This is a genomic window from Microbacterium sp. NPDC055903 (genome assembly GCF_053615555.1).
Genome location: NZ_JBSHCA010000001.1, coordinates 624,424 through 647,711 on the forward strand (window position 1 = coordinate 624,424; position 23,288 = coordinate 647,711).

Consider the following 23,288-nt stretch of genomic DNA (forward strand, 5'->3'; position numbering starts at 1 on the left):
AAGGTGGATCCATGAACAGCTCGCCGACGATGGCAGATGTCGCCCGCCTTGCCGGCGTCTCGAAGAAGACCGTCTCCAACTACTTCAACGGCTATCGCTATCTCCGAGAGGAGACGAAGGCGCGTATCGCGGATGCCGTCGAGCAGCTGAACTACAAGATCAACATCTCCGCCCGCAACCTCAGTTCGGGCCGCACCGGCGCGATCGGGCTGGCCATCCCCGAGCTGGCGCACCCGTACTTCTCCGAGTTCGCGCAGGCCGTGGTGGCCGCCGCGCAGCGGCGGAGCGTGAACGTCCTCGTCGAGGTGACCGGCGGCGAGCGCGAGCACGAACTCGACGTGCTCCGCGGAGGCAAGGGCCGCTCCGTCGACGGCGTCATCTTCGGCCCGCTGGCTCTCGGTGCGGATGACATCGCCGCCGCCACCGCCGACGTCCCGATCGTGCTCATCGGCGACCGCGCCGACTCCCGTCGCTTCGACTTCGTCACGGTCGACAACGAGCGGGGCGCATACGACGCGACCGCGCATCTCATCGCATCGGGGCGCACGCGCATCGTCGGTCTCGGCGCCGAGGAGAGCACCGCCCCGGCGGCAGCTTCGCTCCGCTCGCGCGGGTTCCGCGCGGCGCTCCACGATCACGGAGTCGCGATCGACCCGCAGCTGCTGACCGGTCCGATCCCCTGGACCCGCGCGTCGGGCGCGGACGCGGTGAACCGGCTCCTCGACGCGGGGACGGAGTTCGACGCCGTGTTCGGCCTCAACGACGCCCTCGCCCTGGGCGCGCTCAGCGCGCTTCAGGGACGAGGGGTCGCCGTGCCGGCCGAAGTGGCGGTCATCGGCTTCGACAACGTGGAGGAGGCGGGATTCGCCTCACCTCCTCTCACGACGGTCGACTCCGGCCTCGGCTGGGTCGCCGAGCGTGCGGTCGAGCTGCTGATGACCCGCATCGCGGGTGAGACCGGCGGGCCGACCTCCGAGATCGCGGCGCATCGCATCGTCGTGCGCGACACCGTGTGAGGCCCCGTCCAAGCGCACGATCCTCACCGTCGTCCTGGTGAGCTACTTGATGATCCTGCTCGACAACTCGGTGACCTTCCCCGTCTGCCCGCGCCATTGCTGATGACTTCGGGAGGCCGCTTCGGAGACACGGCGGAGCAGCGCACACGAAGTCGACCTCTCAGGTCAGAGACGTCACCGGCCGAGTCGACGTCGCACCACCCACTCACGCATCGTGTCGAAGGACGCGGAAACACCCTCCAGACTCGATGGTGAACGGCTCCGCTCCGGGAAGAAGGACCGTGCCCTCGACTCCGGTCGGCACGCGGAGTTCGTACTCGATGCCTTCGAGGGTTCGATGCCATGTGCCCTCGATCAGGCCGTACGGCGACTCGAATGCGATGCGTGCTGAATCGAGGCCGCCGCCGGGTTGCGGAGCCCAGACGATCCGGCGGTATCCGGGTGCGGCCGGCGAGAGCCCGCCGATCACACGGTGCATCCAGTCGGCCACCGAGCCGAGCGCGTAGTGGTTGAAGCTCGTCATCTCGCCGGGGTTGATGGTGCCGTCTGGCAGCATCGAGTCCCAGCGCTCCCAGATCGTGGTCCCGCCCATGCGCACGGTGTACAGCCACGAGGGGCACTCGGTCTCGAGCAGCAGATCGTACGCGGTGTCGAGATGTCCCGTCGACGACAGCGCATCACTGATCACCGGGGTTCCGGCGAAACCGGTGGCGATGCGGTTGCCTGCCTCGGCGACCAGTTCGCTGAGCCGTGCTCCGGCAGCATCCTGCTCGGAGGCGCTCAGCAATCCGAAACGGATCGCGAGTGCGTAGGCGGTCTGTGCGTCGGAGGTGAGCAGCCCTCCCCCGGCCGTGTACTCCGCACGGAAGGCATCTCGCGCTTCATCCGCGACGCGCGCGTAGCGCCCCGCGTCCGCGTCCTCGCCGAGCAGGCGCGCGATGTCCGCCAGACGACGCGTCGTGAACGCGAAGTACGCCGACGCGACGAGGTAGCGATCGGTACGCGCATCGGCCGGGTCGTGCGGTGGAGCCGCCGGGTCGAGCCAGTCGCCGAGCTGGTGGGCGTCGTGCCAGAGACGGGCGTCCCCCGACTGTCGGATCATGCGCTCGACCCACCGGCGTCCGCTCTCGTACTGGCGGCGGAGCACGCCGAGGTCGCCGAAGCGCTCGTACAGCGTCCACGGGGTCAACACGGAGACGTCGCCCCACACGGCACCCGTCTTGATCGGCGTCCATGTCGGGCCGCCCGGAACCACGGGAACGAACCAAGGGATCGTTCCGTCCGGCAACTGCTCCAGCGCGACATCCTGCAGCCAGTTCTCCAGGAATCCGGCCGAATCGAAGAGGAACGACGCGGTGGGTGCGAACACCTGGATGTCGCCGGTCCAGCCGAGGCGCTCATCGCGCTGGGGGCAGTCGGTCGGGATGCTGAGGAAGTTGCCGCGCATTCCCCAGACGACGTTCTCGTGCAAGCGGTCGACATCGGAGTTCGAGGTCTCGAGCCAGCCGGTGCGGCGCATGTCGTTGTGCAGCACCCGTGCGACGACGTCGCCCTCGGCGATGTCCGTGAGGCCTGTCACGGTGGCATAGCGGAAGCCGTGGAAGGTGAACTTCGGCTCCCACGTGCGCGCCGGTCCACCATCCAAGGTGAGGACATCGTGCGCATCGGCCAGACGGAGGGGGCGGACGCCGAGCGCGCCGCGCTCGAGGACCTCGGCGTGCCGCAGTGCGATGACACTCCCCTCGTCACCCCGCACGCGCACACGCAGACGGCCGACGAGGTTCTGCCCGAAGTCGATCAGATGCGTCGTGGCGTCCACCCGCGTGACGGTCTGCGGGAGGAGCTCCTCGGTGCAGCGCACGGGGGGCAGAGTCGGAGCCACGAGCGTCACCGGGTCCCGATGGCCTACGGCGACGGGCGACCAGCCGGCGCCGGGCGCGCCGGGAGCTGACCAGCCGACGAGTTCCGCGCGGGCGTCATGCTTCTCGCCGTCGTAGAGGCCCGAGAGCTGGATCGGGCTGAGAGCCGCCTCCCAGTCCGCATCGGTCGCGATGGTCGTGCGCGTGCCGTCCGTGTGCGTCACTTCGAGCTGAGCGATGAGCGCCTGATCGGTGCCGTAGAGATCACGGTAGCCGCCGTTGAAGCCGAGCCGCCCACGGTACCAGCCGTCACCGAGCCAAGCCCCGATGACGTTGTCGCCGAGAGCCACATGGTCGGTGACATCGAACGTCCAGTAGACGAGCCGTTCGTCGTACTTTGTCCACCCCGGGGAGAGCTCGTGGTCACCGACGCGCCTGCCGTTGATCTCCGCCTCATAGAGCCCGTGCGCGGTGACGTAGAGACGCGCGCGGTCGATCGGCTTCTCCACGCGGAATGCCGTGCGCACGAGCGCCGGACGGCGCTCGGTGTCCGGTTCCTCGCGCCAGCCCGCGCCGACCGGGCGGGCGCTCCAATCCTCAGCATCCAGCAGGCCAGCCTCGACGACGCCTGCCGCGCTCCACGGCGACCACGCACCGTCGGAGCCGCGGACGCGCACACGCACGTCGACGCGCTCACGCGACTCCAGCGGCGCGAACGGCCACTCGACGAGGAGCTGGTCATGACCGGAGCCCTCGGCGACGACGGATTCCCCGCCCCGGTCGCAGGAGAGCTGCCAGCCGTGCTGCGTCCACCCCTCCTCCGCGACGATCTTCCACGAGACGCGCGGCGCGGGCGTGCCGACTCCGATGGCGTCATCGAGGTGCTCGAAACGGGGAGCGGTGACCTGCACGAGGTTCCTTCCTGAGGCAGCGGCGGACATCAGCCCTTGACCGCTCCGGCCGTGAGGCCCTTCTGGATCTTCTGGTTGAGGATGAGGTAGATAAACAGCAACGCGAACACGTTGATGCTCACGGCGGCGAACAAGGGTCCGTACTGCGTGGTGCCGAACTGTCCGTTGAAGTTGAGCAATCCGACCTGGAGGGTGCGCAGGTCACCTGAGTTCGCGAAAGTGAGCGCGATGAGCAGGTCGTTCCAGAAGAAGAAGAACTGCACGAGACCGACCGTGAAGAGACCGTTGCGCATCATCGGGAGCGCGATCGAGAAGAACTGCCGATAGATGCTGGCGCCGTCGAGTGTGGCGGCTTCGAAGACCTCGCGGGGGATCGCGCGGAAGTACGTGGCCATGAGGAACACGGTCAACGGCAAGCCGGTCGCGGTGTAGGTGATGAGCAGCGGCCACAGCGTGCCGGTCAGCCCCAGCTGGAAGTAGGTGCTGAACAGCGGAAGCAGGATCATCTGGGTCGGGACCATGATTCCGGCGAGGAAGACGATCAGGACTCCGCCGCGGCCCTTCCACACGAGCACCTCCAGCGCGAAGGCGGCGGCGGTGCCCAGCAGCAGCATGAGCGCCAGCGAAGGGAGCACCGTGATCGCGCTGTTCAGCAACGACTGGCCGAGCCCTGCGGTGTCCCACGCGGTGACGTAGTTGTCGAAGTTCCACTCCTGGGGGAGCGCCCAGGTCGGCTCTTCGAGGAACTCGCGCTGGGTCTTGAACGACCCCAGGAGCAGCCAGAGCAGCGGGTAGCCCACCACGACGAGCAGCGCGGCGACGAGGATCCACACCGGGATGCGTCTCATGACGCGCGCGGTGCGACGGCGGGATGACGAGATCGAGGCGCTCATGCGGCGGCTCCCTTCTTCGCGGTGCGGGTGTTTGTCCGGAAGATGAAGACCGTGACAACGAGGCACACGATCGTGAGCAGCATGGCGATGGTGGATCCGTACCCGTAGTTGCCGTAGGTGAAGGCGTTGTCGAACATCGAGATGGTCAACGGGCTCGTCGAGGTTCCGGGGCCGCCGTTGGTGAGCGCCAGGACGCTGTCGAAGACCTTGAGCGTGCCGTTGATGGAGAAGATCAGCGATGAGATCAGCACGGGCGCCGACAGCGGGACGACGATGTGGCGGATGAGCTTCCAACCGCTGGCGCCGTCCAGACGCGCCGATTCGAGGACGTCCTCCGGAATGTCGATGAGGCCTGCATACAGCAGCACGCCGTAGAAGCCCATGGAGCGCCAGATGTCCATGATGGCGATCACGATGAAGGCGCTCGCGCCGTCACCGAACCAGTCGACGGGCACTCCGCCCATGCCGGACAGCAGGGAGTTGACGACGCCCTCGGTCGGAGCGATCGAGAACAGCTGCTGGAACAGCAGCGCGACCGCGACGGTCGGCATGACGACGGGGAAGAAGACGAGGGTGCGCACGATTCCCGATGCCCGCTTGAGCACGAACACGTACAGCAAGGAGAGGAGATAGCCGATCAGCACCTGGCCGATCGTCACGACCAGCGCGTAGCGGAGCGTGAACAGCAGCGCGGCATGGACCTCGGCGTCGCCGATCAGACGTACGAAGTTGTCGACGCCGACGAACTCGAAGCCGACGATCGCGTTCCCCTCGAAGAACGTGTAGCCGAGCGACCAGATCACCGGCACGAGCATGACGACCGAGTAGATCACCAGTGCCGGCCCGAGCATGATGGCGATCGCCTTGCGATCGCCCAGTACGTTCTGCATTCTCTCTCCCGTGTCGAACCGGGGCGGACCATGCGCGGCCCGCCCCGGTTGGTGAGTATCAGCCCAGGTCGGCCTGGATCATCGACATGAACTCCTCGGCCGAGATGCTCCCGGTCACCAGCGGAGCGGCGTTGCGCTGGCTGGTGGTGGTGGCCTCGGCGGAGAAGAGCGCCTCGAACCACAGGACGGTGGTCTCGGTGTCGGCGATCTGCTGCTGGATCAGCTGGGTCAGCTCGGGAACGTCGGTGACCTCCTCGTTCAGGGCGAAGCCGGACACGCGGTTCTCCTGGGCGAGGGCGGTGCTCCCGTAGTTCTCGGTGATGCAGCTCAGCCAGGCCTCGGTGTCCTCGGTGACCGCGTTGGCGTTCATCGTGACGGGGAGACCGACGTTCGCGGCGAGCTGCGAGCGGTCGCCCGCACCACCGGTCACGCCCGGGAAAGGCATGAATCCGACGTTCTCCGCACCGATCTGGTTCGCCTCCGGGTCGTTGGCCTGGCTGAGGAACCACGAGCCCATGTAGAACATCGCCGCGGAGCCGTTGAGGAACTGGTTCTCGCTGGTGGCCATGTCGATCGAGCCGACCCCCTGACCGAAGTAGCCCTTGGCGCCGAGGTCGGCGATGGCCTGGGCGGCCTCGACGTACTCGGGGTCGGTCAGCTTCGCGTCGCCGTCGGCGACCTTCTGCATGGCATCCGGGCCGAGGTCGCGGAAGATGTAGCTCGAGATCAGGCGAGTGATCGGCCAGCCCTGCTCGCCGCTTGCGGAGAATGGCTGGATGCCGGCATCGGCCAGCGTGTCGGCGGCGCTGACCAGGTCGTCGAAGGTCTGCGGCTCCTCGATGCCCTGCTCGGCGAAGATCGCCTTGTTGTACCAGATGCCCTCGACGTTGTACTCGAACGGCAGAGCGCGGAAGCCGCCGTACAGGTTCTCGATCGTGGAGATCGCGGCCGGCTCGACGTTGTCGATGACGTCGAGGTCCGTGAGCAGCTCCTCGAAGTCGGCGACGTGCCCCGCGTCGGCGAGAGTCTGGGTGAGCGCCGGGGCGTTTCCGGCCGAATAGAGCACCGGCAGGTCGCCCTGGCCGGCCTTGAGCTGGAGCTGCTGGTCGAGGTTGCTCTGCGGAACCGTCTCGACCGCGAGCGGCAGCGTCTCGGCCTCGGCCAGACAGACGTCGCCGGCAAGGGTCTCGAGGACGGCAGGAATCTCGGTGTTCTCGACGTTGATGAGCAGGCTGAGCTCATCGGAGCCCGCGTTGGCCCCGCCGCCCCCACCGCACGCGGTGAGAGCGAAGATGGTGGCGCCGGTCAGGGCGGTGACGGCACCGCGCCGGACGAGCTGTGCTGTGTTGCGCTTCATGAAATTCCTCCTCGAAAACGGGCGAGCCGCATTGATCACACACTTGAAGCGCTCCAAACAGTACACTTGAAGCGCTCAAATTGCCAAACGAGCGTCGGTGACGATTGGATGAACAGCGATGAACACCACCTTCGACGCATCGCGGCGTTCGAGACCCGTCATGGCAGATGTCGCGCGCCACGCGGGCGTTTCCCTGGGCACGGTCTCCAATGTGCTCAACAACCCGCACATCGTCACGCAGGACAAGCGCGAACGCGTCCTTCGTGCGATCAAGGAACTCGGCTTCGTCCGGAACAACGCGGCGCGTTCACTGGTGACCGGTCGTGCAGACACGGTCGGTTTCGTGGTCGTCGACCTCGGCAACTCCTACTTCGTCGACCTGGCACGCGGGGTCGAGGACGAACTCGATCGCCACGGCATGCGGCTGCTCCTCGCCAACAGTGATGTCGACCTGGCCAAGCAGGATGCCTACATCGGCGTTTTCGAAGAGACCAAGGTCGCCGGCATCCTGCTCGCCCCCTTGGACGCGCCGCTGGGCGCCGCCGACACAGCGCGTGAGCACGGCGTTCCCCTGGTGCTCGTGAACTGGCCCGGCGGTGACGGCTACTGCGGGGTCGTGGTCGACGAGGAACTCGGCGGCTATATCGCAGCGCGACACCTGCTCGACAAGGGGCTTCGGCGACTCGCCTTCGCCGGCGGCCCGTTCGCCCTGTCCGCGATCGCGCAGCGTCACGCCGGCGCATCACGCGCCGTCGCCGAAACACCGGGGGCAGTGCTCGAGGTCATCGAGACCCGGAGCATCACCGTCCGAGGCGGCTACGATCTGGGCGCCGCACTGAGCGAGCGCCCGTCCGACGAGCGCCCCGAAGGCCTGATCTCAGCCGCCGATGCTCTCGCGGCGGGAGCCATCCAGACGATGCAGCTGTCCGGCATCCGCGTCCCGGAAGACATCGCTGTCGTCGGCTACGACAACAACCACTTCGCTCAGGACAGCTCCATCCCGATCACCAGCGTCGGGCAGCCGGGACACGATATGGGCCGGATTGCCGCGAGCGTGCTGCTCGAGGAGGTCGCCGGCGAGGAAGACCATAGCCACCGGACGGTGACGCTCGCTCCGACGCTGTTCGAACGAGCGAGCTCGGGCGCCTGAGAGCTTCGTTCCCCCGGCACCACTAGTCCGAGCTGGATCTTCGCGGGCAAGGAATCAAAGCTGCAGGATCAGCCTTCATATTTGCGTTCTCAACAGGGATTCTGTGGCGGAGACGGAGGGATTTGAACCCTCGGTCCCCGTGAGGGGACTCCACCTTAGCAGGGTGGTGCACTAGGCCTGACTATGCGACGTCTCCATGCGCCCGGCCGAAACACGGACGCGTCATGCCATCATAACGGGTCGCGGGAGGCTGGTCGAACCACGGCTCGAGTTCCGCACGGTAAGCGCTTTCCAGTATCCTGGGTGAGGATGCGCAGAGGCATCCGTCTGGAGCCGCACCTATGACCACCGTCCTGCTCGTCGGAGCCCACGGCTACGGCGCCGTCCACTTGCGCAACCTCGAACGCCTCGGCGACCGCGTACAGCTGATCGGCCTCGCCGACCCCAAGGGCGGCCCCGAGGAGGGCTTCGGATCCGACACTCCCTCGTGGCCGACGCTGGGCGCGGCTCTGGATGCCGGCATCCGGCCGGACATCGTCATCGTCGCCACCCCCACCAACACGCACTTCGCCCTCGCCGCCAACGCGCTCGAAGCCGGCAGCCACGTCTATCTGGAGAAGCCACCGGTCGCCACGATGGCGCAGTTCACCGAGCTCCTCGCCCTCCAGGAGCGCACAGGGCTCGCCATCCAGGTCGGGTTCCAGAGCTTCGGATCGCATGGCCTGACCGAACTCGCAAGCCTTGGCGAGCCGACCTCGGTGGCGACCTGGGCCAACTGGAGCCGCGACGTCTCGTACTGGAACCGCTCCGCCTGGGCGGGCAAGCGCAGCCTGAACGGCGAACCGGTCGTCGACGGCGTCCTCACCAACGCCCTCTCGCACGCGATCGCCACCTCGCTGCGCATCGCCGGCGCGCGTCGCCGCGAAGACGTCGCACGCATCGAGCTGGAGCTCTACCGCGCGAACGACATCGAGGCCGACGACACCTCCAGCATCCGGATCACCCTCGCGAACGGCCGCATCGTGTCCGCCGCACTCACCCTCGCCGCCGACGAGCATCCGGAGCCCCTCGTCGAGGTGCGCACGCCCGCCGTCGACGTGCTCTTCACGTATACCGAAGACGTCCTGCAGTACCCCGATGGCCGCACATCCCGCCCCGGGCGCATCGAGCTGTTCGAGCAGTTCCTCGATCACCTCGACACCGGAGCGCCCCTGCTCTCGCCGCTCGTCGAGACCGGCGCCTACATGGAGGTGCTCGAGGCGGTCCGCACGGCACCCGACCCCGCACCGATCCCGGGGTCCGCCCTCACCCGCACAGCATCGCGCGTCTCGGTCGACGACATCTCCCAGTGGGTCCAGGCGACCGCGCGGGCGGGCGCCCTCTTCAGCGAGCTGCGCGCCCCCTTCGCCGCCGAGCCCTCCCCCGGGCGGACCAGCGAGTACCGCGTCGACGGACGCATCGTCGCCGTCCGCGACGACGGGTCGACCGTGGCACCCACCTCCGGCCCGCGCCCCTTCCTCCACCCGATCCGCACGCCGGGCGGCACCGTCGTCACCGACGCGCATCCCGCCGACCACGACTGGCACCTGGGCATTTCAGTGGCCGTGCAGCACGCGGGCGGCGTGAACTTCTGGGGCGGACGCACGTATGTCCCAGGCAGCGACTACCGCTGGCTCGCCGACCACGGCCGCATCGTCACGACCGCTCTCGACGCCGCCGGCGACGGCTTCTCCGCGAACGCCGAGTGGCTCACCCCCGCAGGTGCCGTACTGGTGACCGAGCAGACGGACTGGCGCTTCGCCGCCACCGACGATGCGCGGGCCTGGGCTTTCCGCACCGCGACGACGTTGACCGCCGGCACCGAGGCCGTCGAGCTGGGCAGCCCCGGATCGCACGGACGCATCGGCGGCGGCTACGGCGGCTTCGCCTGGCGCTTCCCGGCATCCGCCGATGTGGACGTCCGCACGCCGGATGCCTCCGGCGAGGATGCCGTGCACGGCACCACCTCCGCCTGGCTCGCCTTCGCCGCGCGGTTCCCCGACGGCGAGGCGACCGTCGTACTCGCACCAGGAGACGAGCGGACGGCGCTCGACCCCTGGTTCGTCCGCGTCGCCGGCTACCCGGGCATCGGCTCGTCACTCGCCTGGGACTCTTCCGTCCACGTCGCAGCCGGCCAATCCCTCACCCTGTCGTTCCGCGGACTCATCGCCGACGGACGCCTCTCGGATGCCGAGATCGAAGCCCTCCTCGGCTGACGCGGCGAGCGCTCATCGATCGGCATCAAGCCCGCCGCTGCAGCGCCTCCGCGAAGAGCTCCGCCGCCTCCGCCTGCATCGCCGCCGTCGACTCGTGCCCCGCGTCGTGGAACGCACCCCGGTATCCGCCGTCCGGGTGGACGGCCTCGAGATGTTCGTGGGCAGCACGCATCCCGCGCTCAGGGAACAGGAGGTCGTGCCGTCCGTACTGCACGAGAGTCCGCCGCCCACCGCCGATGGCGGCCACTTCGGGCCAGTCGAACTCCTCCCGCAGGCGCGGGCTGTGCAGCAACCAGGAATGCACATCCAGGTACGCGGGCACGAGCGAGTCGAACGTGGCCATCATGCACGTGATCACGACGGCTGACACCCGTGGATCCAGCGCACCCAACAGGGCCGCACGGCCTCCGCCGCCGGAGAGCCCGAAGACCCCGATCCGAGTGGGATCCACCTCCGGCAGGCCGCTGAGCACGTCCAGCGCCGCCAGGTCATCCGCCGCCACCGCACCGGCGAGACTCGTCCCGAGCATCCCCGCCGCCTTGGCGAGCGAATCCTCGTGCAGCCCCGAGATCGCATCGAAGCGCACATCGGGTGCGGGATCGATACCCGCCTCACGCCACGCCGCCTCCTGCGCGGCGATGAGCCCGGCCAGCCGCGGCGTCGGTGCGCTGAGATCGAAGGCCCGACTGCCCCAGGAGAATGTGTCGTGCACCAGCACGGCGAACCCCGCCATGGCCAGATCGTTCGCGGGGGCCTTCCCGTCGTAGACCTCGGCGCGCAGCCTGGCGGCGGCTGCCGACGGATCCCGGTCGGTGCGCACCAGCTGCTCCGCGCCGGTCGACCGCACCCCTCCGTGACAGTGCATCCCGAGGAGGCCAGGGACGGGCGCGACGACATCGTCGGGAACGAGCAGATACGCCGTCGTGGCGGGCCCGTACGGCAGCCGCCATTCCAGCTCTCGGCCGCGCACGCCGTCCTCACACCACTCGCGCACCACCCGTCTCTCCGCAGCCAGAGGGCGGCGCACACCGAGCACGGCAGCCAGCCTCGCCGCATCCGGATGCGCGGGCCGATACCTCGGCGCGTCCCTCAGATACGGCACCCAGTCCTCATAGCCGGCCAGAGGACCGGCCGCGCCGACGCCACCCGCATCCCTCATGCGCTTCTCCATCCGTCCTCCTCGTCGCCCGTGGAGCCGAAAGGGCCCGGAGGCGGTGCGAAACCGTCCCCGGGCCCTGATCAGTGCAGCAGGATCAGCCGGCTGCGTCGATCTCGCCCTGCAGCTCGGCGATGAACGCCTCCGCCGCGGCAGCGGGCTCGGTCTGACCCGCGAGCACCTCCTGCGTGTAGCGCTGCAGCATCGCCTCGATACCGCTCGCGCCGTTCGGGGCGACGATGGGGGCCGTGCCGGCCTCGATGCGGTTCTGGTACTCGATCGCGGCCTGATCGGTCTCGCTGAGGTCCGACTCGATGGCCGCCAGCGTGTTCTCGTTCGCCGGGATGCCGCGGTCGGTGCCGATGATCTTCGCCGCCGTCTCGCTGTTGAGGAAGTAGTCCACGAGGAGCGCGGCCTCGGCCGGGTGCTCGCTCTGGCTGGAGACCGTCCAGTACATCGACGGCTTGTAGAAGTCGGGCTTCTCGTCCGCCGGCTGCGGCAGCTTCAGCAGGACGAGGTTCCCACCGTTCGCCGCCTGGTACGCCGTCAGCTGAGCGTGCCATGCCATGCCCATCGCGACCTGGTTCGTCGAGATCGCGCTGCCGGAAAGACCTGCCGCGTAGCTCTCGTTGATCGCGTCGGCGCTCTGCGAGGCGCCCGAGTCGATCAGGTCGATCTGGTACTGCCACATGTCGGCCAGCGACTGCGGGTCGAGGCTGACCGTGCCGTCCTCCGCGAACAGCTCGCTGCCCACCGAACGACCCCAGTAGCGGACGCTGCCGGTATCGAGACCGCCGATCACACCCGTGCCGTGGATCTCTCCGCCGCTCTTGTCGGTGAGCTCCTTGGCGAGTGCCGCGTAGTCGTCCCAGGTCCAGGTCTCGTCGTCCGGAAGGGCGACACCGTACTGGTCGAAGAGGTCCTTGTTCGCGATGATCGAGTACACGCTGACGCCGATCGGCGCCCCGTACTGCACGCCGTCGACCTGACCGGTCCCGACCGCGTCCTCCGGGATGCCGGAGAGGTCGATGTCGAGGCTCGAGAGGTCTGCCAGCGCGCCGCGCGAGCCGTAGGACGCGATGTAGAGCTCGTCCATCTGGATCACATCAGCGGCGTCGTTGGCCGCGGTGGCGGTCGCGAGGCCGTCCCAGTAGCCGGCCCAGTCGCCGAAGGTGGGCTCGACGGTGATGTTCGGGTACTCCTCCTCGAACGCGTCGATGACCTGCTGGGTGAGCTCGGCACGGCTGTCGCTGCCCCACCAGGTCATGTTGATCGTGACGGGCTCGTCGCTGAGCTCGGGGGCCTCTCCCCCGTTGGACGTGCCGCCGCACGCGGTCAGCGCGAGCGCCGCCGTCGTGAGCGCTGCCACGGCGATGCCGCCGCGGCGCATGATCTTGCCGTTCATAAAAGGCTCCTTTGTCGTTATGTCGGACTGGTGCGGAAGGGATGGTGCTTACTTGCCTCCGGTCGTGGCGATTCCCTGGAGGAGGAAGCGCTGACCGATGAGGAAGATGAGGAAGACCGGGAGCAGGGATACGACGCTCATGGCGAAGATCGCGCCCCAGTCGGTGACCGACTGGGCGTCCACGAAGGCCCGCAGGGCGATCGGGGTCGTGTACAGGTCGGGCTTGGTCAGGTAGATCAGCTGCGAGAAGAAGTCGTTCCACGTCCAGATGAACGTGAAGATCGTCGTCGTCCCGAGGGCAGGAACCATCAGCGGCAGCACGATCTGGGAGTAGATCCGGCCGTGGCCCGCTCCGTCGATGCGTGCCGCTTCGTCGAGCTCCTTCGGGATGCCGCGGATGAACTGCACCATCAAGAAGATGAAGAAGGCATCGGTGGCGAGCACCTTCGGCAGGATCAGCGGGATGTACGTGTTCACCCAGTCCAGCTGGGAGAACATGATGTACTGCGGCACGATGATGACGTGGATCGGCACCATGATCGTGACGAGCATGATGGCGAACCAGAAGTTCTTCCCGCGGAACTCGAGTCTGGCGAAGGCGTACGCCGCCAGCGAGCAGGCGACGAGGTTGCCGAGGATGCATCCGATCACGATCAGCGCGGAGTTGACCATGTAGTGCCCGAAGGGCTGGGCGAAGGCGTTCCAGCCGTTGACGTAGTTCTGGATCTCGAAGTCCTGGAGCAGGATGCTCGGATCCTTGAAGATCTCGTCGTTGGGGCGCAGGGAGCTCGCCACCATCCACAGCACCGGATACAGCATGATCAGGGCGCCGAGGATGAGCACGATGTGCTTCACGACGGCGGAGACCGAGGTGGGCAGGCGTTTGCGGCCCGCGCTGGTCCGCGTCGCGCCGGTGCGTGCGTTCAGGATCGTCGAGGTCGCGGTGTCTTCACGCGGGAGCTGATCAGTCATCGTAGAAAACCCAGTACTTGGAAGCCCAGAAATTGATGGCGGTGAATCCGCCGATGATGAACACGAGCAGCCAGGCCAGCGCCGAGGCGTATCCCATGTCGAAGTTGCCGAAGCCGCGCTGGTACAGATACAGCGAGAACAGCAGCGTGGAGTCGGCCGGCCCGCCCGTCCCCGCCGAGACCACGAAGGCCTGCGTGAACGACTGGAACGCGTGGATGATCTGCAGCACGAGGTTGAAGAAGATGATCGGGCTCAGCAGCGGCATCGTGATCGACCAGAACTGGCGCCACTTGGTCGCGCCGTCGACGCTCGCCGCCTCGTAGTAGGAGTGCGGGATCTGCCTGAGGCCGGCGAGGAAGATCACCATCGGAGCACCGAACGTCCAGACGTTCAGGATGATCAGGGTACTCAACGCCGTGTCGGGGTTCGAGATCCAGCCCTGCCCCTCGATCCCGAAGAAGGCGAGGAACTGGTTGAAGAGCCCCTCGGTGCCGAAGACGGTCCGCCAGAGCACGGCGATCGCGACGCTGCCGCCGAGCAGCGAGGGCAGGTAGTAGATCGACCGGTAGAACGCCAGGCCGCGCACACCCCGGTTGAGCAGCACGGCGAGACCGAGCGCGAGGGCGAGCTGGAGCGGCACCGAGACGAGCACGTAGGTGAACGTCACCCCGAGCGACTGGTGCAGGCGCGCGTCGGTGAGCATCCGGATGAAGTTGTCCGCGCCGATGAACGTCGGCGGCTGGAGCAGGTTGTACTTCGTCGTGCTCAAGAACAGCGAGGCGATCATCGGACCCGCCGTCACGGCGAAGAGGCCGATGAACCAGGGCAGCAGGAAGAGGAGCGCGGCCTTGCCGTCGCCCTTCCGGGGCTTGACGCCCTTGAGGTGGCGGAGTTCGTTGAGGGCGGTCATGCCGCACTCACCGCCAAGCTCGATCTGTTGAACATCATCGTCCTTTCATCGCCTGCGACCGTTCGCACAAGCCAAAACGGAAAGCGTTTCCCGTTGATGGTAATCGCTTTCCCGATTCGATGCAAGCGGAAACAAGAAAGCGTTTCCCGACCGCTACGCATCCCACTCCCAGGTCTGCAGCATGCCGCACATCCCGTAGCGCCGATCCCCCTCGTCTCGCACCACACGCGTCACGAGGGACTCGGCCATCACGCCGGGCGCCCCCGCCTCCAAGGCGTCCAGCTGCACCCTGGTGCGCTCGGTCTCGGCGAGCACGGTGGCCTCCCACCGACGACGCCACTGCGCCACCCGGGGACGGACGAGCTCGACAGCCCTGCGCTGGAACTCCTCCAGCGCAGCCGGTCCGCCGTCGCGCAACCGCAGATAGCCCTCGAGCGCCAGATCGCGACGCGCCCTGGCGGCATCGGCGCGGCCATCGCCCTGCGGCAGCGTCGCCGCCTCGGCGTAGCGCCGGGGATCGGCCAGCACCCCGGCAGGGAAGGTCAGGACGGCGTCCCCCGCCTCAGGGAGGCCCGTATTGGCCATCACGGCCACGAGGCGTAAACCGTCGTCGTTGACCAGCCGATGGACGGTGCCGGGGGTGAACCAGAGCACGTCCCCCGCTCCGAGCGCATGACGGGCGAACCCGCCTGAGGAGAGCGTCTCGACGGCCCCCACCCCGCCCGTCACGAGGTAGCCCTCAGACGACGCGGTATGCACGTGCGGCGAGCCACCACGGCATCCGTCCGAGCCCGCCCAGTCGTAGACGGCGAGGTCGGTCAGCGCGACACCGCCGGGGAACACGCTCACAACAGCCCCTTGAGCCGCGCCGCAAGGCCGGCCGCAGCAGTATGGTCGGAATCCGCGACCCCGACCGCGTAGCGGAAGGTCACGGACTCCTGCGGCGCGATGGGGAGCTCCTCGCTGAAGAAGGGCGCGGGGTTCAGCGCTGCGAACTCGGCCGATCGGGCGAACCACTGCGGCGGATGCTGCGGATTGCGCTCGGCATCCACGATCACGAGCAACGACACCGCGTCGATGACGTCATGACGCCCCTCGAAGCCCATCCACTCATGCCGCTGGCCGCGCACGTCGTCGCCGCTGCCCGTGCGGTCCACCGTGACGAGCGTACCCTCGGTGAACGAGCGCGGCCCGCGCCAGAACAGCCCGCCATATCCCGCATTCTCGCGCCCCTTGGTCGTCGGAGAGCCGATGCGGACCTCCGCGTCGGAGACGTTCGTGAGCACCGTCTCGAAGGTCAGCGCCCAGCTGTCGTCATCCAGGAGCCGCACCGAGAGGGTTCGGCGTTCACGGAAGACCGCGCGCCCCGACTGCGTCGTCCACTCCAGCGCATGTGCGAAGCGGGCTCCGTCCTCGCCCGCCTCCGCCGTCTCGACGGAGACATGCCGCTGCGTCCCGTTGTTGGGCAGCTGCACATACCCCTCGCCGTGCACGTAGGTCGGACCGCCCCAGAAGTTCTCGTCGTCGACGACGGGCAGCGACCAGGCGATCCCCTTGTGCCAGACGTGATCCCAGGGCCGGAACAAGGACACGACACGGCCGGCCCTCGTGCGGATCGGATCGATGTAGGGCTTCGGCGATTCCAGCTCAGGGCTGTCCGGCACGAAGACGTACCGCAGCAACTCGGTGTCGCCGTCGCGCACGACGAACGAACCGTCGGTGGTCACGAAGGAGAGGGTCATCGCTGGACCTCCTTGATCCGGGACCACGGCACGGCGCCGCCGTCCATGCTGGTGTAGAACGGGTCGTCGCCGTCGATGTCGCCGGCGTGCACGAGAAGGCCACGGAACGCAGAGGCGTAGGTGGCGGCGGCGAACTCCAGCGTCCGCCTGGCGTCCTCGACATCCACCCCCGGCGCCTCTCCGGCGAGGAGCGCGTCGGCGATCGCCTTCACCTGACTGCGGTGCGCGCTGCGCTCGTCGTCCAGCCCGTCCTGCCAGAGCGCGAGGAGATGCTCGTGCCCGTCCGACGGCGTAAAGGTCCAGTCCGAGGCGCTGTAGCCGTAGACGTGCTCGACCTCGACGCTCGCGTGCTCGAAGTCGAACCGCAACCGCGACGACTCTCGCGGAGAGACGATCGAGTTCACCACGGTCGCCATCGCTCCGTTGTCGAACTCGACGAGGGCGAGGGAGACGTCTTCGGTGTCCGTCGGGAGCTTCTGCCGCGCTGCGAACGCCGACAGCCGACGCCACGGGCCGAGCACCGAGAGGAGCAGGTCGAACTGGTGGATGCCGTGCCCCATCGTCGGCCCGCCTCCCTCGACCTCCCACCGGCCGCGCCACGGCACGTCGAAGTACTCCGCCGGGCGATCCCACATGGTCTCGCAGGTGGCCACCAGCGGGCGCCCGAGATCGCCCTCCGCCACGAGCTCGCGCAGGCGCACCGCCGCCGCCCCGTACCGGTGCTGATACACCGTGAGCACCGGCATGCCTGTCTCGCGAGCCACCTCGGCGACGGCATCCAGCTCGGCGAGGCTGAGCGCGGTGGGCTTCTCCACGAGAGACGGCACGCCGGCACGGGCGGCCAGGATCGCCAGTGGCGCGTGCGTCTGCGGCGGGGTGCAGATGTGCACGAGGTCGATCTGCTCGCCCGCGAAGAGGGACTCGGCATCCTGGTACACCGCGGCGACGCCGAAGGCAGCCGCGAAATCGGCGGCACGAGTGCGGTCGAGGTCGACGACGGCCACGAGGTCGATGACCCCTGGCAGCGAACGGATGGCCTCCGCATGGGCGTGAGCGATGCCACCGGTGCCGATGATGGCGGCGCGGAGCGGGGCGGAAGGAGTGGTCATGGGCCCTTGCGGCTTTCCTCGAACCGCGTCTGCAGCGATGCGGATTCGAAATAGTGATCGTTCACCTTTTGTGACGCATGCCAAGATAGTGAACGATCATCCCTGCTGTCAACACGTCCTGAGGAGACACACGATGACGGACCAGCCCGCCGGACGACGACGTCCGACGATCATGGAGGTCGCCGCCCTCGCCGGCGTCTCACACCAGACCGTCTCGCGCTTCTTCCGCGACAACGCATCACTGAAGACGAGCACCAGGCAGAGCGTCGCGGCGGCGGTCACCGAACTGGGCTACCGCCCCAACCCCGCGGCGCGCTCGATGCGCACGAAGCAGACAGGACGACTGGCCGTCGTCGTCCCGACCCTCGCCTTCAGCCCCGCCCGCGTGCTCGCCGGGGCGAGCGCGACAGCCCATGCGAACGGCTTCGCGATCGATGTGCTCTCGGTCGAGGGCGGTGCCGAGGAGCGCACCGCCCGCACCGTCGAGCTGGCCGACTCGGGGCAGGTCGACGGCATCCTCTCGATCGCCCCGCTGACCAGCGAGATCCCGGAGACGGCCGTGCCGGTGCACGTGTCCGCGGGCTACGACGATCAGATGCGCGGCATCGCAGAGCTGACGGACGCCTCGCCGATCGGGGAGCTCGTGCACGGACTCGCCGCCCTGGGTCACACCCGTCTCCTGCACATCACGGGTGCACTCGAGTTCGCCTCGGCCCGCGCACGCAGCGCCGCCTTCCAGGCGGTGGTCGATGCGACCGAGGGGATCGACGGAGAGGTCGCCGAGGGCGACTGGACCGCCGAGTGCGGCATCGCGGCTGTGCGCCGCCTGCCCGAGCACGACCGCCCGACCGCCATCATCGCCGGCAACGACCTCATCGCCGCCGGCGTGCTTCGCGGGGCGCGGGAGCGCGGCTGGCAAGTCCCCCACGATCTCAGCGTGACGGGGTGGGACTGCCAGCCGATCGGTCAGTTCATGCACCCCGCCCTCACCACGGTCGACGTCGATCACGAGCTGCTCGGCGCGACGGCGATGACCGGCCTCATCGCCGTCCTGCGCGGAGGAGACGGCGCGGACACCCCGTCGCTCATCACCGCCGAGCGCCCGCTCAACCGCACCATCTGGCGGGAGTCGACGGGCCCGGCTCCCGCGCGCGTCGCAGCACGGGAATCCGTCGACGGGGGTTGACAGCGTCAGTGAACGTTCACTAGCGTCACTCGCGACCGTCGCAGTGAACGTTCACTAAGCGACTGCTTCCGTCTCGCCGACGATGCGGAAGCGGAAAGGCGCATCGATGTCCCGACCGTCCTCCTCCCGCCGTCGCCCCGCGCTCCTGGTGAGCGCCGCGGCCTCGGCACTGCTCTGCGCGGGCCTGCTCACGGCCGCGCCCGCCGCGGCGAGCCCCGGCATCACGATGCCGACGGATGCCTCCGCGGGCACCTTCGCCGGGTTCACCGACAAGACCCCTCTCGAATCCAAGGGGCGCGACGTGGTGTCCTCCGGCATCCTTCCCGTCGAGGACGGATCCGCCCCCGCAGGCAGCGGGATCACCTACTACGTCGATGCAGACGCCGGCGACGACAGCGCGGACGGGACCTCTGCCGCGACCGCGTGGCAGAGCTTCACCAACGTCAACGACCGCACCTTCGGCCCCGGCGACCGCATCCTCCTGAAGGCGGGGAGCGTCTGGGCGGCGGAGGGCACCGAGGTGAGCCGAGAGGCATACGACTACACCACGTGGAGCGGGGGCGCAGGCACCGACGTCGAGGGCACGGACGCCACCGCCCTGCTCGCGCCCGGCGGCTCCGGAACCGCCGAGCATCCCATCGTGCTGTCCAGCTACGGCGACGGCGCCGCCCCAGAGCTCAACGGGCGCGGCGTCGTGAACGACGTCCTGCAGCTCACCAACCAGTCGCACTGGGACATCTCGAACCTCGAGATCAGCAACGAGACCGCGGGCTTCGATCCGAGCGACTTCACCCCGGCGAGCGCATACGGTCAGGTACCGGGTCAGGAGGATCCGCTCACGGGTGACCTCCGAGGCATCCACGTGCAGGGCGAGAACGCCGGCAGCCTCACAGGATTCGACATCCATGACGTGTTCGTCCGCGACGTGAGCGGCGTGACATGGTCGGTCAGCGGCGCGGGGCTCGATCGCTCCAAGCGCACCGGCGGGATCATCTTCGAGGGGCTCAAGGGAGATGCGACCACGGCATCGACGTTCGAGGACGTCACCGTGCGCGACAGCGTCATCGCCAACACCTCCTTCGCGAACCTGACGTTCAAGCAGTTCGCGGGCATGGGCACCAACCGCTACCAGGATCTGAGCCCCGGCTGGGGGGACCGAGCCGTCGCGAAGGCCGCGGCGGACGGCACGATCACGGAGGACCCGGACTGGCGCCCGCACACCGACATCCACATCACCGGCAACTACCTGACCAACCGCGACACCGAATACGGCTGGGACGCGATGTACCTGACGAGCATCAAGGGCGCGGTCGTGGAGGGCAACGTCGTCGACGGCGCGGGGGTGTCCGGCATCGAGATGTACTACGCCGACGACATCGTCGTCCAGGACAACGAGGTGGCGGAGCTCGCGACCCGCACGGGCGCGGCGGACTCGAACGGGATCGACCCGGACCGCGGCACCTCGAACATCCTCATCCAGGGCAACTACGTGCACGATTCGGGCGAGGGCATCCTGCTCTGCGGCTTTGGCTTCGGCACCGCGGTGGTGCGCTACAACATCATCCAGGACGTCGACCGCAACTACATCAACCCGCACGGCAACAGCGGCGTCAACGTCATCTACAACAACCTGATGTACAACACCGTCGCACCGCTGAAGAACAACACCGTCGGATTCTTCGAGTCCTCTGGCAGCGCGAGCGACTACCTGGTTGCACGCAATCCGCATCATGTGATCGGCAACGTCTTCTACAACGCCAGGGCGAGCGTCGCCGGCGCCGCGTTCCGCACCGAGTTCCCCGGCGTGCATTTCGCAGGCAACTCCTACTTCGGCCCTCAGGTGACGGCACCGGCGGCCGACGCGACGGCGGCGACCGCTGACCCGCTGCTCGGCGGAGACCCCGCCGACGACATCCGCAATGCGGCGGTCGCTTCGTACACCTCGCCGCTCGTCGGCGCCGGCACCGACGTCGATCTCGCAGCGATCGCACCGGGCTTCGACACGACCGGAGGCCTCGGCACCAGCCTGCTCCCGCTCGCCGTCGACTTCTTCGGCGAGCCGCTGCCCGAGACGGGCCAGATCGGGCCGGTCGCGTACCGTCCCGCAGACGGCCACGGTCTCGTCGCCGGCACCGTCACGGATGCCGCGGGCGTCGCCGTCCCCGGGGCGACCGTCGCGGGCGGGTCCGTCTCCGTCACCACCGACGCCCGAGGCCGCTTCGTCCTCGAGCTGCCGGTCGGCGAGCACGTGCTCACCGCCTCGGCCACGGACTACGAGCCGGGCCAGGGGACGACGATCTCGCTCGCCGAGCACGCCTCGATCAGCCGCGACCTCGCGCTCGGCGCCACCACGACGACCAAGGGCACCCTCTCGGGCACGGTCAGCTCGGCGGGCTCCCCGCTCGCGGATGCCATCGTCGAGCTCTCGCTGGACGATGCCGTCATCGCCGAGACGCACACGGACGCATCCGGAGGCTACGCCTTCGCCGGTGTCGAGGCAGGAGACGGATACGCCGTGACGGCGCGCCGCGACGGATACCAGGATTCCTCCGTGACCGGCCTCTCGGTCTCGGCCGCGCGGACGACCGATGCGGACCTGATCCTGCGCACCGTCGTCGCCGAGACCTCGTACGCGATCAGCGAGAGCTTCGATGACGAGGGCGCCGGCGCTTTCAGCGGCACCGCGGACGGGATGCTCGTCGCCAAGACCAACGCGGCCGTCGGCACGATCACCGTCGAGGAGGACCAAGCGCAGGCAGGCAACAAATACCTGCGGATCAACAAGTCCAGCTCCTCCTCCGGGGTGCTGGGCGTGCACAACACCGAGGAGCTCGACCTCACCGGTACGGTGACGATCCAGGCGAGGCTGCAGCGCACAACGACGAACACGACGGCCAACCAGCTGGCGCTGTACTCGTACACGGAGAGCGGATGGAACGCCGCAGCGCCCGCCTCGTCGACGAACCCCTCGGCGACGATCGGCTTCTCCGGAGGACGGATCATGACCCACAACGTCACGGGGGCGAGCACGGTCAAGAACGTCACCGACTACGTCGTCGGGCGCTGGTACACGGTGCGCAACGTCGTCGATCTGGATGCCGGCACGTTCGACTTCTACGTCGATGACATGACGACGCCGCTGCTCACGGACCAGCCGCTGAGGACGAAGGTCGACGATCTCGACCACTTCCTCTTCTACATCAACGGCTCGAACGTCGGAGATCTGCTCATCGACGACTTCCGCGTGAACACCGGTGTGCCGTTCGAGGCCGACGACGCGGCGCTCGGCGCGGCGACGGTGCGGATCGGCGACGAGGACGTCGAGCTGACGCCGTCGGTCGATGGGCTCACGCTGACAGGCACCGTGGACGCGTTCGCCGAGAAGGCCACCGTCGGCGCCGCGGCGGACAGCCCGTTCGCCGCGGTGAGCGTCGATGGCACCATCGTCACCGACGAGAACGGCGTGGAGGTCGCGCTCGACGGCGCAGACCCCGACGTCGTCGAGATCGCCACGCGCATCCCCGTCGTCGTGACCGCCGAGGACGGATCGACCCGTGCATACACGGTCGTGCTCTCGCGGACCAACCCGAGCCAGCTGGCCGCGCTCGGCGACGTGCGGGTGGACGGGCTGGAGCTCTCCCCCGCATTCGATCCGTATCGCCAGGGATCGGACTCGCCCTATGTCGTGACCGAGGAGGTCGCGGCAGGGACGACGTCGGTGCGCGTGGAGGTGAACCGCGGTTGGAACGGCCAGCCCGTGCAGATCGATGGCGTCGAGCTGCCTGCCGATGAGTCGGGAGCGACGATCCCGCTCGCGGTCGGCGAGAACACCATCGAGATCACGGCCGGATCGTTCGCCGGCGATGTCGGCACATACTCGCTGCTGGTCACGCGGGCTGCGGCGCAGACGCCGGACACGACGAAGCCGGTGAGCACCCTGACGAGCCCGACCACCACGGGCCCGCATCGCACCCTCGCGGTGAGCGTCGATGCATCGGACGATCGAGGACTGCAGCGGATCGTGGCCAACATCTATCGCGGCAGCACGCTCGTCAAGAGCACGCAGACGGCGATGGACGGCGCCCGCTCCGGCACGCACAGCGCGACCGTCGCGCTCCCCGACGGCGACTACACCATCCGCTACAACGCGCAGGACCTCGCGGGGAACATCTCGCAGACGAGGACCTATGCGGTCACGATCGACGGCACCGCTCCTACCGTGACGGTGAAGAGCGGCGCCGGCGAGACGGTGGGCACCGGCGGCGTCTACACGCGCCTCAGCGTGAAGCTGTACGACGCCGGCCGCATCGACAGGGTGACGATCAACGGCACGGTCAAGGACCTCGTCGACAACGCATGGTCGGACGTGAACGGGATCGTCCCCGGGACGTTCGGAGCCGTGCGCGGCGAGAACACCCTCGTCGTCCACGACGTCGCCGGCAACACCACGACGCTCCGGTTCACCCTGGAGTAGCGG

At 68.3% G+C, this 23,288-nt stretch carries 16 protein-coding genes and 1 tRNA gene; 5 read left to right on the forward strand and 12 right to left on the reverse strand.

Features of this window, described 5'->3' with window-relative positions; translation table 11 throughout:
- Positions 1–11 precede the first annotated feature (11 nt).
- On the forward strand, positions 12–1,016 hold the full coding sequence (locus ACWGJP_RS02895; protein WP_452328247.1) for a LacI family DNA-binding transcriptional regulator: 1,005 nt from the start codon (positions 12–14) through the stop codon (positions 1,014–1,016).
- A gap of 205 nt (positions 1,017–1,221) precedes the next feature.
- Here ACWGJP_RS02895 and ACWGJP_RS02900 read toward each other — a convergent pair whose 3' ends face one another.
- From ACWGJP_RS02900 to ACWGJP_RS02915, 4 genes are read right to left on the reverse strand one after another with little or no spacing between them, the layout of a single operon-like run.
- The gene (locus ACWGJP_RS02900; protein ID WP_452328248.1) at positions 1,222–3,816 is read right to left on the reverse strand and encodes a family 78 glycoside hydrolase catalytic domain; all 2,595 of its coding nucleotides are present in this window, start codon (positions 3,814–3,816) and stop codon (positions 1,222–1,224) included.
- Positions 3,816–4,679, reverse strand: a complete 864-nt coding sequence (locus tag ACWGJP_RS02905) for a carbohydrate ABC transporter permease (RefSeq protein WP_452328249.1) — start codon at positions 4,677–4,679, stop codon at positions 3,816–3,818. Before ACWGJP_RS02905 ends, ACWGJP_RS02900 begins: the two co-directional genes overlap by 1 nt.
- Positions 4,676–5,569: a carbohydrate ABC transporter permease gene (locus ACWGJP_RS02910; RefSeq protein ID WP_452328250.1), complete on the reverse strand. Its 894-nt coding sequence runs from the start codon at positions 5,567–5,569 to the stop codon at positions 4,676–4,678. The genes ACWGJP_RS02905 and ACWGJP_RS02910 overlap by 4 nt, the downstream gene beginning before the upstream one ends.
- Before the next feature lie 58 nt (positions 5,570–5,627).
- Entirely contained in the window at positions 5,628–6,926 is a 1,299-nt protein-coding gene (locus ACWGJP_RS02915) for an ABC transporter substrate-binding protein (RefSeq protein ID WP_452328251.1), read from the reverse strand.
- Positions 6,927–7,086: 160 nt separating this feature from the next.
- On the opposite strand from ACWGJP_RS02915, the gene ACWGJP_RS02920 reads away from it, so the two are divergent.
- Positions 7,087–8,076: a LacI family DNA-binding transcriptional regulator gene (locus ACWGJP_RS02920; protein ID WP_452328252.1), complete on the forward strand. Its 990-nt coding sequence runs from the start codon at positions 7,087–7,089 to the stop codon at positions 8,074–8,076.
- Positions 8,077–8,180: 104 nt separating this feature from the next.
- Here the strand turns inward: ACWGJP_RS02920 and ACWGJP_RS02925 are convergent.
- A tRNA-Ser gene (locus ACWGJP_RS02925) sits at positions 8,181–8,272 on the reverse strand.
- Positions 8,273–8,417: 145 nt separating this feature from the next.
- Here ACWGJP_RS02925 and ACWGJP_RS02930 point away from each other — a divergent pair.
- A complete protein-coding gene (locus ACWGJP_RS02930; protein ID WP_452328253.1) occupies positions 8,418–10,331 on the forward strand; it encodes a DUF6807 family protein in 1,914 nt (637 codons plus the stop codon).
- Positions 10,332–10,356: 25 nt separating this feature from the next.
- On the opposite strand, the gene ACWGJP_RS02935 is transcribed toward ACWGJP_RS02930, so the two are convergent.
- From ACWGJP_RS02935 to ACWGJP_RS02965, 7 genes are all read right to left on the reverse strand, one after another.
- Positions 10,357–11,502 carry an acetylxylan esterase gene (locus ACWGJP_RS02935; RefSeq protein WP_452328254.1) on the reverse strand — a complete coding sequence of 382 codons (1,146 nt, stop codon included), beginning with the start codon at positions 11,500–11,502 and terminating at the stop codon, positions 10,357–10,359.
- Between the two features lie 82 nt (positions 11,503–11,584).
- A complete protein-coding gene (locus ACWGJP_RS02940) occupies positions 11,585–12,892 on the reverse strand; it encodes an ABC transporter substrate-binding protein (RefSeq protein ID WP_452328255.1) in 1,308 nt (435 codons plus the stop codon).
- Between the two features lie 48 nt (positions 12,893–12,940).
- Positions 12,941–13,864, reverse strand: a complete 924-nt coding sequence (locus ACWGJP_RS02945) for a carbohydrate ABC transporter permease (protein ID WP_452328256.1) — start codon at positions 13,862–13,864, stop codon at positions 12,941–12,943.
- Complete coding sequence (locus tag ACWGJP_RS02950) at positions 13,857–14,774, reverse strand: carbohydrate ABC transporter permease (protein WP_452328257.1); 918 nt, start codon at positions 14,772–14,774, stop codon at positions 13,857–13,859. The genes ACWGJP_RS02945 and ACWGJP_RS02950 overlap by 8 nt, the downstream gene beginning before the upstream one ends.
- Positions 14,775–14,927: 153 nt before the next feature.
- Entirely contained in the window at positions 14,928–15,623 is a 696-nt protein-coding gene (locus ACWGJP_RS02955; RefSeq protein ID WP_452328258.1) for a cupin domain-containing protein, read from the reverse strand.
- Positions 15,620–16,516, reverse strand: coding sequence for a DUF6807 domain-containing protein (locus ACWGJP_RS02960; protein WP_452328259.1), 897 nt, complete (start codon positions 16,514–16,516; stop codon positions 15,620–15,622). The genes ACWGJP_RS02955 and ACWGJP_RS02960 overlap by 4 nt, the downstream gene beginning before the upstream one ends.
- Positions 16,513–17,625: a Gfo/Idh/MocA family protein gene (locus tag ACWGJP_RS02965; RefSeq protein ID WP_452328260.1), complete on the reverse strand. Its 1,113-nt coding sequence runs from the start codon at positions 17,623–17,625 to the stop codon at positions 16,513–16,515. The genes ACWGJP_RS02960 and ACWGJP_RS02965 overlap by 4 nt, the downstream gene beginning before the upstream one ends.
- A gap of 133 nt (positions 17,626–17,758) precedes the next feature.
- Between ACWGJP_RS02965 and ACWGJP_RS02970 the strand changes: the two genes are divergently transcribed.
- Together ACWGJP_RS02970 and ACWGJP_RS02975 are read left to right on the forward strand one after the other, a co-directional pair.
- On the forward strand, positions 17,759–18,811 hold the full coding sequence (locus ACWGJP_RS02970; protein ID WP_452328261.1) for a LacI family DNA-binding transcriptional regulator: 1,053 nt from the start codon (positions 17,759–17,761) through the stop codon (positions 18,809–18,811).
- A gap of 106 nt (positions 18,812–18,917) precedes the next feature.
- The gene (locus ACWGJP_RS02975) at positions 18,918–23,285 is read left to right on the forward strand and encodes a carboxypeptidase regulatory-like domain-containing protein (RefSeq protein WP_452328262.1); all 4,368 of its coding nucleotides are present in this window, start codon (positions 18,918–18,920) and stop codon (positions 23,283–23,285) included.
- Positions 23,286–23,288 lie beyond the last annotated feature (3 nt).

Bases quoted from the DNA above. Each gene is read 5' to 3' on its own strand.
- ACWGJP_RS02895 (WP_452328247.1), top strand. From the start codon at position 12: ATGAACAGCTCGCCGACGATGGCAGATGTCGCCCGCCTTGCCGGCGTC.
- ACWGJP_RS02900 (WP_452328248.1), bottom strand. From the start codon at position 3,816: ATGTCCGCCGCTGCCTCAGGAAGGAACCTCGTGCAGGTCACCGCTCCC.
- ACWGJP_RS02905 (WP_452328249.1), bottom strand. From the start codon at position 4,679: ATGAGCGCCTCGATCTCGTCATCCCGCCGTCGCACCGCGCGCGTCATG.
- ACWGJP_RS02910 (WP_452328250.1), bottom strand. From the start codon at position 5,569: ATGCAGAACGTACTGGGCGATCGCAAGGCGATCGCCATCATGCTCGGG.
- ACWGJP_RS02915 (WP_452328251.1), bottom strand. From the start codon at position 6,926: ATGAAGCGCAACACAGCACAGCTCGTCCGGCGCGGTGCCGTCACCGCC.
- ACWGJP_RS02920 (WP_452328252.1), top strand. From the start codon at position 7,087: ATGGCAGATGTCGCGCGCCACGCGGGCGTTTCCCTGGGCACGGTCTCC.
- ACWGJP_RS02930 (WP_452328253.1), top strand. From the start codon at position 8,418: ATGACCACCGTCCTGCTCGTCGGAGCCCACGGCTACGGCGCCGTCCAC.
- ACWGJP_RS02935 (WP_452328254.1), bottom strand. From the start codon at position 11,502: ATGGAGAAGCGCATGAGGGATGCGGGTGGCGTCGGCGCGGCCGGTCCT.
- ACWGJP_RS02940 (WP_452328255.1), bottom strand. From the start codon at position 12,892: ATGAACGGCAAGATCATGCGCCGCGGCGGCATCGCCGTGGCAGCGCTC.
- ACWGJP_RS02945 (WP_452328256.1), bottom strand. From the start codon at position 13,864: ATGACTGATCAGCTCCCGCGTGAAGACACCGCGACCTCGACGATCCTG.
- ACWGJP_RS02950 (WP_452328257.1), bottom strand. From the start codon at position 14,774: ATGACCGCCCTCAACGAACTCCGCCACCTCAAGGGCGTCAAGCCCCGG.
- ACWGJP_RS02960 (WP_452328259.1), bottom strand. From the start codon at position 16,516: ATGACCCTCTCCTTCGTGACCACCGACGGTTCGTTCGTCGTGCGCGAC.
- ACWGJP_RS02965 (WP_452328260.1), bottom strand. From the start codon at position 17,625: ATGACCACTCCTTCCGCCCCGCTCCGCGCCGCCATCATCGGCACCGGT.
- ACWGJP_RS02970 (WP_452328261.1), top strand. From the start codon at position 17,759: ATGACGGACCAGCCCGCCGGACGACGACGTCCGACGATCATGGAGGTC.
- ACWGJP_RS02975 (WP_452328262.1), top strand. From the start codon at position 18,918: ATGTCCCGACCGTCCTCCTCCCGCCGTCGCCCCGCGCTCCTGGTGAGC.